The sequence below is a fragment of the Aromatoleum bremense genome (assembly GCF_017894365.1).
Lineage (GTDB): Bacteria > Pseudomonadota > Gammaproteobacteria > Burkholderiales > Rhodocyclaceae > Aromatoleum > Aromatoleum bremense.
Window position 1 is genome coordinate 3,861,634 of the sequence record NZ_CP059467.1, and the last position, 15,827, is coordinate 3,877,460.

The 15,827-nt window shown below is 67.3% G+C and carries 13 protein-coding genes; all 13 read left to right on the forward strand.

The features are described 5' to 3' along the window. The first annotated feature begins 52 nt into the window (after positions 1–52). A complete protein-coding gene (locus pbN1_RS18250; protein ID WP_169202558.1) occupies positions 53–883 on the forward strand; it encodes a segregation and condensation protein A in 831 nt (276 codons plus the stop codon). Then, the gene (gene scpB, locus pbN1_RS18255; protein WP_169202559.1) at positions 864–1,457 is read left to right on the forward strand and encodes an SMC-Scp complex subunit ScpB; all 594 of its coding nucleotides are present in this window, start codon (positions 864–866) and stop codon (positions 1,455–1,457) included. The genes pbN1_RS18250 and scpB overlap by 20 nt, the downstream gene beginning before the upstream one ends. Further along, positions 1,399–2,415 (forward strand): 23S rRNA pseudouridine(2605) synthase RluB, encoded by a 1,017-nt coding sequence (gene rluB / locus pbN1_RS18260; RefSeq protein WP_169119307.1) that lies wholly within the window; start codon positions 1,399–1,401, stop codon positions 2,413–2,415. Before scpB ends, rluB begins: the two co-directional genes overlap by 59 nt. Before the next feature lie 294 nt (positions 2,416–2,709). After that, positions 2,710–3,699: a peptidoglycan DD-metalloendopeptidase family protein gene (locus pbN1_RS18265; RefSeq protein WP_169202560.1), complete on the forward strand. Its 990-nt coding sequence runs from the start codon at positions 2,710–2,712 to the stop codon at positions 3,697–3,699. Between the two features lie 12 nt (positions 3,700–3,711). Continuing rightward, positions 3,712–4,086, forward strand: coding sequence for a hypothetical protein (locus pbN1_RS18270; RefSeq protein WP_169202561.1), 375 nt, complete (start codon positions 3,712–3,714; stop codon positions 4,084–4,086). A gap of 44 nt (positions 4,087–4,130) precedes the next feature. Further along, positions 4,131–4,568 carry a bactofilin family protein gene (locus pbN1_RS18275; RefSeq protein ID WP_169202562.1) on the forward strand — a complete coding sequence of 146 codons (438 nt, stop codon included), beginning with the start codon at positions 4,131–4,133 and terminating at the stop codon, positions 4,566–4,568. 218 nt (positions 4,569–4,786) lie between these two features. Beyond that, entirely contained in the window at positions 4,787–8,719 is a 3,933-nt protein-coding gene (gene purL / locus pbN1_RS18280; protein WP_169202563.1) for a phosphoribosylformylglycinamidine synthase, read from the forward strand. Between the two features lie 121 nt (positions 8,720–8,840). Next, positions 8,841–9,227 (forward strand): DUF2946 domain-containing protein, encoded by a 387-nt coding sequence (locus pbN1_RS18285; protein WP_169119313.1) that lies wholly within the window; start codon positions 8,841–8,843, stop codon positions 9,225–9,227. Between the two features lie 195 nt (positions 9,228–9,422). Then, positions 9,423–9,878: a copper chaperone PCu(A)C gene (locus tag pbN1_RS18290; protein ID WP_169202564.1), complete on the forward strand. Its 456-nt coding sequence runs from the start codon at positions 9,423–9,425 to the stop codon at positions 9,876–9,878. Further along, positions 9,868–11,985: a TonB-dependent receptor gene (locus pbN1_RS18295; protein WP_169202565.1), complete on the forward strand. Its 2,118-nt coding sequence runs from the start codon at positions 9,868–9,870 to the stop codon at positions 11,983–11,985. The genes pbN1_RS18290 and pbN1_RS18295 overlap by 11 nt, the downstream gene beginning before the upstream one ends. A 62-nt stretch (positions 11,986–12,047) precedes the next feature. Continuing rightward, positions 12,048–13,256 (forward strand): sialidase family protein, encoded by a 1,209-nt coding sequence (locus pbN1_RS18300; RefSeq protein ID WP_244857015.1) that lies wholly within the window; start codon positions 12,048–12,050, stop codon positions 13,254–13,256. Next, on the forward strand, positions 13,253–13,729 hold the full coding sequence (locus pbN1_RS18305) for a TlpA family protein disulfide reductase (protein ID WP_169202566.1): 477 nt from the start codon (positions 13,253–13,255) through the stop codon (positions 13,727–13,729). The genes pbN1_RS18300 and pbN1_RS18305 overlap by 4 nt, the downstream gene beginning before the upstream one ends. An 83-nt stretch (positions 13,730–13,812) precedes the next feature. Continuing rightward, positions 13,813–15,819 (forward strand): TonB-dependent copper receptor, encoded by a 2,007-nt coding sequence (locus pbN1_RS18310; protein ID WP_244857016.1) that lies wholly within the window; start codon positions 13,813–13,815, stop codon positions 15,817–15,819. Positions 15,820–15,827: the final 8 nt, after the last annotated feature.

The following is a 15,827-nucleotide window of genomic DNA, read 5'->3' on the forward strand; positions in this document are numbered from 1 at the left end:
CCTGCTGCCGCCGCGCGACGGTCAACCGCCCCGGCTTCGGACGTCTTCCGCAATGAATCTTCCTCTCGAGCTTGTTCCCGCGGAGACGGTCGCTCAGGTCGAGGCCGTCGCGCGCCTTTACGGCGAGCCGCTGCTCGAACTGCCGAAGGACCTGTACATTCCTCCGGACGCGCTGGAGGTGATCCTCGAGGCGTTCGAGGGCCCGCTCGATCTATTGCTGTACCTGATCCGCAAATCGAATCTGAACGTCCTCGACATCCCGATGGCAGCGCTGACCGCGCAATATCTCGTTTACGTCGAGGCGATGCGCAGACACAATCTCGAACTCGCCGCGGACTACCTGTTGATGGCCGCGACGCTGCTCGAGATCAAGTCGCGCATGCTGTTGCCGCGCCCGCAGCGCGAAGGCGCCGAGGACGACAGCGACCCGCGGGCGGAACTCGTCCGCCGGCTGCTCGATTACGAACAGATGAAGTTGGCGGGGGCACGGCTGGAGCTGCTGCCGCGCGCCGAGCGCGACTACGAGAGGGTGAGCATATTCGTCGCCGAGAAGGTCGTCGAGCGCCTGCCCGAAGTGAGCCTGCACGACCTTCAGCTCGCGTGGCTGAAGATCATGAAGAAGGCGCGCCTGATGCAGCATCACCAGGTGAGACGGGACGAGCTGTCGGTGCGCGAGCATATGAGCGCGATCCTGCGCAAGCTCGGCGGTGGTGCTTTCGTCGTATTCGACACGCTGTTCGAACCCGCGCGCGGGCCCGCGGGACTCGTGGTGAGTTTTCTCGCGGTGCTCGAACTCGTCAAGGAAAGGCTGGTGCAGGTGGCGCAGAACGAACCCTTCGCGCCGATATACGTGAAGCTCGCCGATGCAGCCGACGACGCCTGAAGACTACAAACGGGTCGTCGAGGCGGCCCTGCTCGCGGCATCGGCACCTCTTCCGGTCGCCGATCTGCGGCAGTTGTTCGACGCAGACCCGGGGGCGGACTTCGTCCGGCGCGTGCTCGAGGACCTGCGCGCCGACTGGTCGGATCGCGGCGCGGAACTGGTGCAGGTGGCCTCCGGCTGGCGATTCCAGACGCGGCCGGAATACCAGGTCTTCCTCGACCGGCTGAAGCAGGAAAAGCCGCCGCGATATTCGCGTGCAGTGCTGGAGACGCTGGCGATCATCGCCTACCGTCAACCGGTGACGCGTGGCGACATCGAGGACATCCGCGGCGTCGCCGTTTCGCCGAACGTGCTCAAGACGCTGGAATCGCGCGGCTGGATCGACATCGTCGGTCACCGCGACACCCCCGGCCGGCCCGCGCTGTTCGCGACCACCCGGCGCTTTCTCGACGACCTCGGGCTGCGCAGCCTGAGCGAATTGCCCGCGCTAACCGAAATTGAAAGGATCATGGACCTTGTCGACACCAAAGAAATCGAAGCGGCCGCTGCGGCCCCCCACGAAGAAGAACGCTGAGACGGCGGGGGCGGGCAGGCATCCGCCGGGGCCTCCGCCGCGTGCCGGCGGGCGCCCGTCGACGCCCGGCGCGGGGGAAGGTGCGCGGCTCGCACGTCCGCCGCGCGCCGCCGCGCCCGGGGGCGGGGGGCGCGGCGAACAGGAAAACACGGCATTTGCCGAACCCGAGCGGCTGCAGAAAGTGCTGGCGCAGATCGGCATCGGCTCGCGTCGCGAAATCGAGGAATGGGTGGTTGCCGGGAGAATCTCGGTCAATGGCCTGCCGGCCGAACTCGGCCAGAAAATCGGCCCGGGTGATCGCGTCAAATACAACGGCAAGCTGATTCCGTTGCGTTTCACGGTGCGCACGCCGCGCGTGCTGATCTATCACAAGCCCGAAGGCGAAATCGTCTCGCGCGAGGACCCGGAGGGTCGCCCGACGGTGTTCGAGCGGCTGCCGATCCTGCGCAAGGGGCGCTGGATCGCGGTCGGGCGGCTCGACTTCAATACCTCGGGCCTGCTCCTGTTCACGAACGACGGCACGCTGGCCAACCGCCTGATGCATCCGCGCTACGAACTCGAGCGTGAATACGCGGTGCGCCTGCTCGGGCAGCTCAACGACGAACAGATCGAATCGCTGAAGACCGGCATCCAGCTCGAGGACGGTCTCGCGCGATTCACGTCGATCTCCGACGAGGGCGGCGAGGGAGCCAACCACTGGTACCGGGTGACCCTTTCCGAAGGCCGGAACCGGGAAGTCCGGCGCATGTTCGAGGCGGTAGGTCTCACCGTCAGCCGGCTGATGCGGGTGCGCTACGGTCCGGTGGCGTTATCGTCGCGGCTCAAGCGCGGCATGTGGATGGAGATGCCGGAAGCCGAGGTGTGCGTGCTGGCCGGCTTGCCGAAGCCGCAGGGCCAGGCCGCGCGCCCCGGCGAGCAGGTGCGCAAGACGCGCCTGCACCGCACCACTCCGAGATGATGCTGAACGGATAGCCGGCGTGGCAGATCAATGACGCGCTGGCGGATGGCTGGCGAGGGCTGGCGGAGGGCTGGCGGAGGGCTTTTCCACCTCCGGCCTTGGCTGCGGACCGGCGGGGAGCGGGCGGGAGGTCCGGCAGGTGTTGCCTTTCCGCCGCGCTTTGGTGCTAGACTCCGAAAACTTTGTTTCGGCGATAAGAGTTTGCGCAAATGCAAAACGCCGGGACTCGTTTTTCAGCCCGTCCGCGACGCGGTGCGAACAGCGCCCGCGACCGGACAGAACAGGAGGACAAGGATGGCTTTTGTCATTCTTTCCGCCGGGACGCTGACACAATCGCGAATGCATACGATCAGCGCCCGGGTTTTTGCCGGCGTCATCATCGCGATCGTGCTCGCGGCGCTTGCCGGCGGTTTCGCGCTTGGTTACATGGTTGACGGCAAGGTCCGGAATCCTCCCCAAGCCGCGCCGGTGCTGCCTGTTGAGTCGCAAAGCGACCTGCTGATCGGCCGTTTCGGCGAGCTGGCCGGGCGCATGGTCCAGTTGCAGGCCGAGGCGGCCGCGCTGACGGAGCGGATCGGCGCAATCAAGGATTTCGAAGCGCGGATCAACGAAAACGTCGCCGCCGCCGCGCCACCGGGCCGTATCGCAAAAACGCCGCTCGGTTCCCCGGCCGGCGGGCCGCTGTTGCGGCCGGTTCCCGCGCGCCCGCCAGAGCTGCCGCAGGTCGGCCTGATGCCGCCACAGTTGCCGCCTGCTGTGGCACTCGACGGCAAGCCGGAAGGACTGCTGGCCGGAGAGCTCGCAGAAATGGAGCGCGACATCGAGCGCCTCGCGCAGACGCTCGCCGGACTGGATCGGCTCGCCACCGGCTACAGCCTCGCTCACATGTCTTTCCCCGGCCGCTCCCCGGTCGCCGGCTTCGGGATCTCGTCCGGGTTCGGCAACCGCAGCGATCCGTTCCGGCGTCGTCTCGCCTTCCACAGTGGGGTCGATTTTCCGGCGCCGGCGGGCACGCAGATTTCCGCCAGCGCAGGCGGGCGCGTGATCTTCGCCGGGCGCCGCCCGGACTACGGCCTGACCGTCGAGATCGACCACGGCGCCGGTCTCGCGACGCGCTACGCGCACGCGTCGAAGCTCCACGTGAAAGTCGGCCAGGTCGTGCTGCCGGGGGACAGGATCGCATCGATCGGTTCCACCGGGCGATCGACAGGCGCACACCTGCATTTCGAAGTCATGAAGGACGGTCTGATCGTCGATCCGGCGTCGTACCTCGCGCAGTTCTGAGCGGTCCGGGCGATGCCGTCGCGCCGTCGTTACAGCAATCGCAACCTGACGCAGGACTCGTACGTCCTGACGTCGGATCCGACCTACGGGCTCAAGCGCATCATGTTCCTGGGCGGGCTCGTCATCGTCGTCCTGGTGATGCTCGGGCTCGGTGCCCGGTATTTCGAGGACCAGCTGGTATCGGAGTCGTCGGTGTCCGCGATGCGGCAGCAGAACCGCGAGCTGCAGGAAGCGCTGAGCAAGGCACGCTTCGATCTCGAGGTGGAACTGGCGACGCGGGGCGAACTCGAACGCCAGGTGGTCAGTCTGAACGACGAGCTCAAGCAGATCAGGGAAGAGCTGGCATTCATCAAGTCGGCGACGCCGGGCGCGCCACCTGCCCGTTGAGCTCCTGTGCGCCCGGTGCGGACGCCATTCGAGGGACGAAAGCGATGTTCGGACGCAAGCGCAACAAGGCAATCCAGGTCACCAAGCTGTCCAGCCTGGTCGCCGACAATCTCGAAATCGTCGGCGACGTGGTGTTTTCCGGGGGCTTGCGGGTCGACGGAAAGATCGAAGGCAACGTCCTCGGCAAGGAGGGTGAACGCAGTCTCCTCGTTGTCAGCAACAGGGGGTCGATCACCGGGCGGGTTCGCGTTCATGACGCGGTCGTCAATGGCCGGATTGATGGCGACCTGGAAGTCGAACATTTTCTCGAACTGCAGGCGGGTGCCCGCATTTCGGGAAACATCATCTACCGGCAGTTGCAGATGGACTGTGGCGCCGTTGTCGACGGGCAACTCGAGAAGGCGGAGGAGACCACCGCAGACAAGAAGGTCGTCGACATCTCGGTCGCAGCCTCGCACCCGGCACGCGCGACCGAACAATAACCGGCGCCGCGATCGCTGGTCGGTCTCCGGAATGTCAGCGGCCGGCGTGGTGCGAAAAACGGATTACCGGGCCGGCAGTGTCGTCCCGGGCACCGCACCTGGTTGCCGGGCCGGGCGCGGGAACGCGCAGCGGGCGAACCCGCGGGCGTCGGGTATAATTTCGCCCTTCCGACTGGCGAACCCTGTTCGCGTCCCCTTTCCCCTTCGCAACGATAGAAATGGCCGAAATCCTCAAGCTGCGCGGCGCTGCGGCGCTTTCTTCCTCCCGCCTCGCGCGCCTTTCCCGTTCCGCAGCCGAAGCGCTGCCGAAGCTCAAGGAGCTGGCCGCGGAGTACTGGTATTTCGTCGAACTCGCCGCGCCGCTGGCGACGGACGAGCGCGACCGCCTCGTCGACCTGCTCGCGGCCGTCCCCGCGTCGCCACAGGTGCCCCCGGGCACGCAGTTGCTCGTCGTACCGCGGCTCGGGACGATCTCGCCGTGGTCGTCGAAGGCGACGGACATCGCGCGCCAGTGCGGCTTCGCCAAGGTGATCCGCATCGAACGCGGCGTGTCGTACTCGCTCGACATGCGCAACGGGCTCGACGACCGCCAATACGCGGCGGTGCTGCCGCTGCTGCACGACCGCATGACCGAGTCGGTGCTGGCGAACCTCGACGCGGCCGAAGCGCTGTTCCATCACTACGAGCCGAAGCCGCTGATGTCGGTGGATGTGCTCGCCGGCGGGCGTGACGCGCTCGTCGCGGCGAACGCCGAACTCGGCCTCGCGCTGTCCGACGACGAGATCGACTATCTCGTCGACAACTTCACGCGCATCGGGCGCAATCCGACCGACGTCGAGCTGATGATGTTCGCGCAGGCCAACTCCGAACATTGCCGCCACAAGATCTTCAACGCCGACTGGGTCATCGACGCGCGGCCGATGGAGAAAACGCTGTTCGGCATGATTCGCGACACGCACAAGGCGCACCCTGAAGGCACCGTCGTCGCGTATTCGGACAACGCGTCGGTGATCGAGGGCGCGACCATCGACCGCTTCTACGCGGACGCCGACGGCCAGTGGCGCTTCCGCGCCGAAGCGACGCACATCCTGGCGAAAGTGGAAACGCACAACCACCCGACCGCGATCTCACCGTTCCCCGGCGCCGCGACCGGGGCCGGCGGCGAGATTCGCGACGAAGGGGCGACCGGCCGCGGTTCCAAGCCGAAAGCCGGCCTGACCGGTTTCTCGGTGTCGAATCTGAACATTCCGGAATTCGGGCAGCCGTGGGAAAAGCCCTATGGCAAGCCGGACCGCATCGCCTCGGCGCTCGACATCATGATCGAAGGCCCGATCGGCGGCGCCGCGTTCAACAACGAATTCGGCCGGCCGAACCTCACCGGTTACTTCCGCACCTTCGAGCAGGAAGTGCAGGGCGAGGTGCGCGGCTATCACAAGCCGATCATGATCGCGGGCGGCCTCGGCAGCATCCAGGCGCAGCAGTCGCACAAGGTGAAGTTCGCGCCCGGCACGCTGCTGATCCAGCTCGGCGGCCCGGGCATGCTGATCGGGCTGGGCGGCGGCGCGGCTTCGAGCATGACGACCGGGACGAACACGGCCGACCTTGACTTTGCGTCGGTGCAGCGCGGCAACCCCGAGATCGAACGCCGCTGCCAGGAAGTCATCGACTGCTGCTGGCAGCGCGGCGACGCGAACCCGATCCTCGCGATCCACGACGTCGGCGCCGGCGGGCTGTCGAATGCGATGCCGGAACTGGCGGAATCGGCCGGGCTGGGCGCGCATTTCGAGCTGCGCGAAGTGCATATCGAGGAGCCGGGCATGAGCCCGCGCGAGATCTGGAGCAACGAGTCGCAGGAGCGCTATGTGCTCGCGATTGCGCCCGAGAGCCTCGCCGAGTTTCGCGCCATCTGCGAGCGCGAGCGCTGCCCGTTCGCGGTGCTGGGTGAAGCGACCGCGGACGGCCACCTGACCGTGGCCGACCGTCGCTTCGGCAACAAGCCCGTCGACATGGAAATGCAGGTGCTGCTCGGCAAGCCGCCGAAGATGACGCGCAACGTGTCGCGCCGCGCGGTGCATGTGCCGCCGTTCGACGTCACCGACATCGACCTGAAGGACGCCTGCCTGCGCGTGCTGCGCCTGCCGGCGGTCGCGAGCAAGAACTTCCTCATCACGATCGGCGACCGCTCGGTCGGCGGCCTGACAGCGCGCGACCAGATGGTCGGTCCCTGGCAGGTGCCGGTCGCCGACGTCGCGGTCACCGCGATGAGCTTCCATGGTTACCAGGGCGAAGCGTTCGCGATGGGCGAACGCACCACGGTCGCCTGCCTCGACGCACCGGCTTCCGGGCGCATGGCGATCGGCGAGGCGGTGACGAACATCGCCGCCGCGGACATCGCCGATATCGGCCAGGTCAAGCTGTCGGCGAACTGGATGGCCGCGGCCGGGCATCGCGGCGAGGACGCGAAGCTGTTCGACACGGTCAGCGCGGTGTCGCAGTTCTGCCAGCAGGCTGGCCTCGCGATCCCGGTCGGCAAGGATTCGCTGTCGATGAAGACCACGTGGCAGGACGACGGCGAGAGCCGCCAGGTCGTCTCGCCGCTGTCGCTCGTCGTCACGGCGTTCGCGCCGGTCGCGGATATCCGCCGCACGCTCACTCCACAGTTGCAGTTCCCCGAAGGTGTCGACACCGAGCTGCTGCTGATCGACCTCGGCAACGACCGCAATCGCCTCGGCGGCTCGGCGCTCGCCCAAGTCTTCGGCTCGGTCGCGGAACACGCTCCCGACATCGATGCCGCGCAGCTTGCAAGGTTCTTCGGCCTGATCCAGCAGTTCCGCCGCGACGGTCTGCTGCTCGCGTATCACGACCGTGGTGACGGCGGCCTGTTCGCAACGCTGTGCGAGATGGCGTTCGCGTCGAAATGCGGCCTGTCGGTCGTGCTCGACACCGTCTGCTACGACCAGTACATGAACGACGTCGACGGCCTCGACAAGAAGCCGGACACGATCAAGGGCCGCCTCAACGACCGCCTGTTCGCCGGCCTGTTCGCTGAAGAGCTGGGCGCGGTGGTGCAGATCCGGCGCGACGACCGCGCCCGCGTCACCGCGCCGCTGCGCGAAGCCGGCCTCACCTACCACTTCCTCGGCGAGCCGAACGGCAAGGACGAGCTCCGCTTCTGGCGCAACGCGAAACTCGTGTTCAACGCGCCGCGCGCCGAACTGCTGCAGGCGTGGTCCGAGACCGGTTACCGCATCGCGCGCCTGCGCGACGATGCCGATTGCGCGCGCGAGGAATTCGACGCGCTCGCCGACGCGACGAACCCGGGCCTGAGCGTGTCGCTGACCTTCGATCCGGCCGACGATGTCGCCGCGCCGCTGATCGCCACGGCCGCGCGGCCGAAGATCGCGATCCTGCGCGAGCAGGGCGTCAATTCGCAGGCCGAGATGGCGGCGGCGTTCGAGCGCGCCGGTTTCGCGCCGTACGACGTGCATATGTCGGATCTGCAGGCCGGACGCCACCAGCTGAGTGATTTCCACGGCTTCGCGGCATGCGGCGGTTTCTCGTACGGCGACGTGCTCGGCGCCGGCCAGGGGTGGGCGAAGTCGATCCTGTTCAACCCGGCGCTGCGCGCACAATTCGAAGCGTTCTTCGCCCGTCCCGACACGTTCGCGCTCGGCGTGTGCAACGGCTGCCAGATGATGGCGCACCTCGCGTCGATCATCCCGGGCGCCGAGCACTGGCCGACTTTCCACCGCAATCGCAGCGAGCAGTTCGAGGCGCGCTTCGTGATGGCCGAAGTACTCGACAGCCCGTCGATCCTGTTTGCCGGCATGGCCGGCAGCCGCATGCCGATCGTCGTCAGCCACGGCGAAGGGCGCGCAGTGTTCCGCGACGCCGCCGACCCCGAACGCGTCCTGACGGCGCTGCGCCATGTCGACAACCACGGTGCGCCGGCCACGATCTATCCGTTCAACCCGAACGGTTCGCCGCAAGGATCGACCGGTTTCACGACCGCGGACGGCCGCTTCACGATCATGATGCCGCACCCGGAACGCACCGCCCGCAGCGTGCAGATGAGCTGGTACCCGGCCGGACTCGGCGAGGATTCGCCGTGGCAGCGGATGTTCCGCAACGCGCGGCGCTGGCTGGGGTGAACACGCCCGGCGGCCGGTCGCGGCCGGCCGCCGGGCTTGACTGCAGTCAATGGCGCGTGCGGTTCAGCTGTTAGAATCGCCGCACCGTTTTGGTCAACCTGGGTCGCTCCGGTTTTTGCCGATGTATTTCAAGCGTACGGCTCGCAGTTTCACCGCCTGGATCGCGCTGTTCGCGGTCCTGCTGGGTGCGCTTGCGCCGGCGTTGAGCCACGCGCTGTCGCGCGCCGACGGCGAGAAGCGCCTGATCCAGGTGTGCACGGTCGCCGGCATGAAGATGGTCGCGGTCGATGATTCGCGCGACAAGGGCGACGCTCACGTGTTTCCCGCCGAACGTTGTGCTTTCTGCGCGACACACTGCGACGTGCCGGCGCTTCCCGCGATGCCGTCCGCACCTTTTGCGCTGAAAGCCCGTTCCGACCACCTCCCCCCGCTTTACCTCCACTCGCCGCGCCCGCTCTTCGCATGGGCAGCGGCGCAGCCGCGCGCTCCACCGCTCCCGCGCGCCTGAGTGCCGTCCCGACCGGCCCCGTCTCCTCGCTTGCAGGAGACGGGGCACGGCCGGATGACGCATTCCTGCAGGAACCCTTCCGCGGCATCCGGTATCAAGGCATTCGCTCGCCCCGATCGCGTCGTCTCGCGTCGGTCGCGGGAGCCTCGGCATGCCGGCTCGCGGGCCGATTTGCGAATCGATGGAGTGAACACCATGAAGAAGACCCTTGTAGTCAGCCTGTTTTCTGCCGTGCTGTCGGGCCCCGTGCTCGCCCAGGTGCAGGTCGACGACCCCTGGGTGCGGGCGACGGTCGCGCAGCAGAAAGTCACTGGCGCGTTCATGCGCCTCACCGCGGCACAGGACGCGCGGCTCGTCTCGGCGGACTCGCCCGTCGCGGGAAAAGTCGAGATACACGAGATGGTGATGGAGAAGGACGTCATGAAGATGCGCGCCGTCGCTGCGGTCGAGCTGCCGGCCGGCAAGGCCGTCGAGCTCAAGCCCGGCGGCCACCACGTGATGCTGTTCGACCTGAAGCAACCCGCCCGCGTGGGCGACACGGTGCCGCTGACGCTGGTCGTCGAGAGCCGGGACGGCAAGCGCGAGTCGATCGAGGTGGCGGCACCCGTGCGGCCGTTGAACCAGGCGGGCCGGGGGGATCATGGGCATTGATACTTGGCGCAATGTGCTGGTGCTGGTGCTGTCGTGCCTCGGCGCGGCGAGTGGCGCCGCCGTGTCCGGTGACGCCGCCACCGTTCTCGAACAGGTGACGGTCACCGCGACGCGCGAAGAGGCGCGGCTCGTCGAAACCCCGGCTTCGGTCGGCGTCGTCAAGGGGGAGGACATCGCGCTGGACAAGCCCGCCCACCCGGCGCAAGTGATGAGCCAGACGCCGGGTGTCGCGGTCGGGGTGACGAACGGCGAAGGCCACACGACGGCGATCCGTCAGCCGTTCACGACGAGCCCGGTCTATCTGTTCCTCGAGGACGGCATTCCGTCGCGCTCGACCGGCTTCTTCAACCACAACGGCCTGTACGAAATCAACATCCCGCAGGCCGGTGGCATCGAAGTCAATCGCGGCCCGTCGTCGGCGCTGTACGGGTCGGACGCGATCGGCGGCGTCGTCAACGTGCTGACGCGCACGCCGCCGACGAAGGCGGAAGCGAACGGCTCGATCGAGGCGGGGGAGCATGGCTGGCGGCGGGCGCTTGTCGGCGGCGGCAGCGGCTATGCCGACGGCGGCTGGCGGGCCGACCTGAACCTGACCCGGACGGAGGGCTGGCGCGACGACACGGGCTACGACCGCAACAGCGGCACGCTGCGCTGGGATCACTTCATCGGCGACAGCACGTCGCTGAAGACCGTGCTTGGTTTTTCGGAGATCGACCAGGAAACCGGCGCGAACTCGCCGCTCGTGCGTGACGACTACCGGCACGATCCGACGAAGAACTATCTGCCGATCGCATTCCGCAAGGTCAGCGCGCTGCGCCTGTCGACGAACTACGAACACGAGACGGCCGACTCGCTGCTGTCGGTCACGCCGTACGTGCGCGACAACAACATGGATCTGCTCGCGAGCTTCGCGCTGCGCTTCGACCCGACGATCGCCGAAACCGGCAACCGTTCATACGGGCTGATGGCGAAGTGGCGCCGGGACTTTGCACCGCTGCGCGCGCGCATGATCGTCGGCGTCGATTTCGACTTGAGTCCGGGCGAGCGGCGCGAGAACCGCATCGACGCGACGACGCGCGGCAGCGGCGCGAGCCGCGAGTTCATCGCCTACACCGTCGGGCCGCGCATCTATGATTACGACGTCGAATATCGCGGCATTTCGCCGTACGTCCATGGCGAAATCTCGCCGACCGACAAGCTGCGGCTGACCGCCGGCCTGCGCTACGACGACATGCGCTACGAGTTCGACAACAAGCTCGGCGCCGGCGAGGTCGTGCAGGTCGGGAGCAACTTCTACGGCCAAGCGGCGAACACCCGGGTCAGCTATCGCCGCGCGACGCCGAAACTCGGCGCGACGTACGCGCTCGGCGAGAACACGCATCTTTTCGCCTCGTACAACCAGGCTTTCCGCGCCCCGTCCGAATCGCAGATCTTCCGCCCGTCGCGTGCCGGCAGTCTCGACGCCGCCCGTGCATTGACGCAGTCGGCGCTCGAGCTCGACGCGATCAAGGCCGAGCAGTACGAGCTCGGCGTGCGCGGCGTCGTGGCGGGCCTGTCGTACGACCTCGTCGCGTACGAGCTGACCAAGCGCGACGACATCGTCAGCCAGCGCGACCCGGTCACGACGCAGACGATCACGACGAACGCCGGCGAGACCCGCCACCGCGGCATCGAGCTCGGGCTCGGTGCGCCGCTCGCGAGGCAGCTGCGGCTGGATCTCGCGTTGTCGTACGCGCGGCACGAGTTCGTCGACTGGGTGACCGCGCAGGGGGATTTCGGCGGCAAGGAACAGCAAAGCGCGCCGCGGCTGATGTCGAACGCGCGGCTGACCTGGACGCCGACCGACGCGTTCCGTGCGCAGCTCGAGTGGACGAGGATCGGCTCGTACTGGCTCGACGACAGCAACACCGTGAAGTACGGCGGACACGATCTCTTCAACCTGCGCGGCAACCTGGCGCTGACGCCGGCCGTTTCGCTGTTCGGCAGCGTGAACAACCTCACCGACCGGCGTTATGCGGACAGCGCGCAGCTGTCGACGGGCAGCACGCCGGCGTACTCGCCGGGCTTGCCGCGTACCGTGATCGCGGGGGTCGAGGCGAAATGGTAATGGTGATGATGATGATGGCAGAGCGTGCCACTGCGGGCGCCGGCAGCGAGGACGGCTCGGCAATGACAATGAAGCGAAAGGGCAGCGCGGGCCGGTTGGCCGCTGCGGTCCTGCTCGCGCTGGGATGCGCAGCGGGTGCTTTCGCGCAGCACGCCGACCACGCGGCCGGGAAAACCGCTGCGGCCCGGCCGGCGAGGCCGGAGCTCGGCACGAGCGCGGCATTCGGCCCCGACGGCGTGCTGTACGCGGTTTCGAAGGACGGGCAGCACGTCGTCCTCCACCGCAGCGCTGACGGCGGGGCGAGCTGGGATGCGCCGGTAACCGTCAACGCCAAACCGGAAGCGATTTCCGCCGACGGCGAGAACCGGCCGAAGATCGCGTTCGCCCCGGACGGCAGCGCTCTGGTTTCGTGGACGCGACCGCTGGCGAAACCTTTCACCGGCGAGATCCGTTTTGCGCGTGCGGACACCGGGCAAGGTTTCGGCGCTCCCATCACCGTTCACCGCGACCGCCAGGAGATCACCCACCGCTTCGAGACGATGACGGTCAGCGGGAGCGGGCAGGTCGTGCTCGCGTGGATCGACAAGCGTGATCTGGAAGCCGCGCAGGGCGCGAAGCGGGATTACCGCGGCGCGGCGATCTATGCGGCGGTGTCCGACGACGGCGGGCGGACGTTCCGGCCCGAAGTGAAGGTCGGCGACCATTCCTGCGAGTGCTGCCGCATCGCGATCGCCAACGATGTCGACGGCTTGCCGCTGATGCTGTGGAGGCACGTGTTCGAGCCGAACGAGCGCGACCATGCGCTGGCGAAGCTCGGCCCCGACGGCACGCCCGGGCCGGTGGCGCGCGCGACGTTCGACCGCTGGCGCGTCGACGCCTGCCCGCACCACGGTCCGTCGCTCGCGGTTTCCGGCGACGGCACGCGTCACGCGGTGTGGTTCAACGAGAAGGACGGCGAGGGGCGGGTATTCTATGGCCGCCTGAATGACGGGCGTGTCGAGGGACAGCGCAGCGTCGGCGGCGAACGCGCCGCCCACGCCGACATTGCCGTCGGCGGGGAGCGCGTCGCGATCGTCTGGAAGGAGTTCGATGGCGAACGGACGCGGCTGCGCGCGGAGCTGTCCGACGACAACGGCAGGCGGTTCCGCAGCCTGTCGCTCGCTGCGACCGAGGGCGCGTCCGACCAGCCGCGGGTGATCCGGCGCGGCACCGAGCTGCTGGCGTTCTGGCGCACCCGGAATGAAGGCATGAAGGGGTACTGGCTGCGATGAAACGACTGAAAAACCTGCTCGCAGCAATCGTCTGGATCAGCGCCGCGACGTGTTCGGCGAACGACTTCGTGCCGCTCGACCAGGCGGCTGCGACTGCGATCGCCGATCCGGCCAGCCATGCCCGGCCGACGATCGTCGCGCTGTGGTCGTCCGAGTGTGTGCACTGCAAGAAAAACCTGAAGCTTTTCGCGGAGATGGCGAAAGCGCATCCGCGCCTCCAACTGATCACGGTCGCGGTAGAGCCGGCCGGCGACGGGCTCGCCGGGCCGCTCGACCGCGCCGGGGTCACGGGGAAGCGTTTTGCCTACGCAGACGAGTCGCCCGAAGCGCTCGCCTATGCGCTTGACGCGAAATGGCGGGGCGAGCTGCCGCGAACGCTTCTGTTCGACGGACGCGGCGGCAAGGTTGCGCTGTCCGGTGTCGTCAGCGAGGCAGCTGTACGTGGCTCGCTCGGGCTCGTCGCTCGTCAGTGAAGGCTTCTTCCCGTCTTTGCCCGGTTGAGATCTCCGGGCCAGGGCAAAGTGAAAAACAACATCAAGACAAAGCGGAAAACAACATGAAACGCATGATTACCGTGAAACCCTGTCTGCGCGAACTCCCGCTGGCAATCGCAATCTCGCTCGCGCTGCCCGCCGTCGCAGCCGAAAGTGAAACCACGCTCCGGACGGTCGTCGTCACCGCGCCGGCCGTCGAAGCGCCGCTCACCGTCACCACCGACCCCAAGGCTCCGCGGCAGCCCTTGCCGGCGCACGATGGGGCTGATCTGCTGAAAAGCATTCCCGGTTTTGCGGTGATTCGCAAGGGCGGCACCGACGGCGACCCGGTTTTCCGCGGCATGTCGGGCTCGCGCCTCGGCATCCTGCTGGACGGCCAGGAGATTCTCGGCGGCTGCGGGGGGCGCATGGACCCGCCGACCGCTTATGTGTACCCCGAATCCTATGACCGCGTGACGGTGCTCAAGGGGCCTCAGAGCGTGCTCTACATGGCGGGCAGCTCGGCCGGCGTCGTGCTGTTCGAGCGTGACATCAGGCGCATGACGGAGGCGGGCGGGCGGGTCAACGGCAGTCTCACCTTCGGCAGTTGGGGGCGCAACGACCAGCTGCTCGACGTGCACGGCGGCAATCCTGCCTTCTATGCCCAGGCTGTTGCCACCCGCTCGGACAGCGACAATTACGAAGACGGCGACGGCAAGGAAGTGCATTCCTTCTACACCCGCTGGAGCACCAGCGCCGCGCTCGGCTGGACGCCGGACGACGACACGCGGCTCGAGCTGAGCCTGGGCCGCAGCGACGGCGAAGCCGCCTATGCCGATCGCACTATGGACGGCACCCGCTTCGAGCGTGAAAACGCCGGCTTGAAGTTCGAGAGGAAGAACCTGTCGCCGCTGCTGCGCAAGGTCGAGGCGCAGGCCTATTACAGCTACATCGACCATGTCATGGACAACTTCAGCCTGCGCAGGCTCGCGCCCGGCAGCATGAAGATGCTGAGCAACCCCGACCGCACCACGCGAGGCGGGCGCTTCAGCGCCACGCTGGCGCCCGCCGATCAACTGCAGTTCATCGTCGGCGTCGATGCGAAGGACGACGAGCACACCGCTCGCGGCACTCCGGCTTATCGCAGCCGGCCGCGCGACGAGGATTTGAGCTTCGAGCGCCGCGGTGCGTTCGCGGAGGGGACTTACCTCTTGAACGACGCGCAACGCGTGATTGCCGGCTTGCGCGTCGATGACCATGAATCGAAGGACCACCGCCGTACCAGTGCGACCCGCGGGAGGACGGCGAGCGACACGCTGACCAGCGGCTTCGCGCGTTACGAGTCGGAATATGCCGACGGTGCGGGGACGTGGTATGCGGGCCTCGGCCATGCCGAACGCTTTCCGGATTTCTGGGAGTTTCTGCGTGCCAATGGCGCTGCCGGGCAAAGTTTCGTGTCGCTCCAGCCGGAGAAGACGACTCAGCTCGATCTCGGCACGCTGTGGTCGTCGGGCGAATGGTCGGCGTCCGTCTCGGGTTTTTACGGCAAGGTTGACGACTTCATCCTGCTGAAATGGACTGCGCCGGCCGGGGTGCGCAACATCGACGCCACGACCTACGGTCTCGAGAGCGATGTCGCGTGGCGCTTCGCGCGGAACTGGATGGTGACCGGATCGCTCGCCTGGGTGCGCGGCAACAACGATACGGATCACAAGGCGCTCGCGCAGCAGCCTCCGCTGGAGGCGCGTCTCGCCGTCGAGTACAACGACAACGTGTTCTCCTACGGCGCCTTGCTCCGTCTGGTCGCCGAGCAGGACCGCTTCGACGTGGGCTCGGGAGGCATCGTCGCGAACGGCATGGACCTCGGCCCGACGTCCGGTTTCGCGCTGTTGTCGCTCAACGCCGGCTGGCGTCCGTCCAAGAGCGTCCTGCTGACGGCGGGGGTCGACAACGTGTTCGACCGTACCTATCGCGAGCACCTGTCGAAGTCCGGCGCGCCGATCGTCGGCTATGAAACGTTGACCGGCGAACGGATCAACGAACCCGGCCGGACCTTCTGGGTGAAGGGACAACTGGCGCTCGACATCTGAAGGAAAAA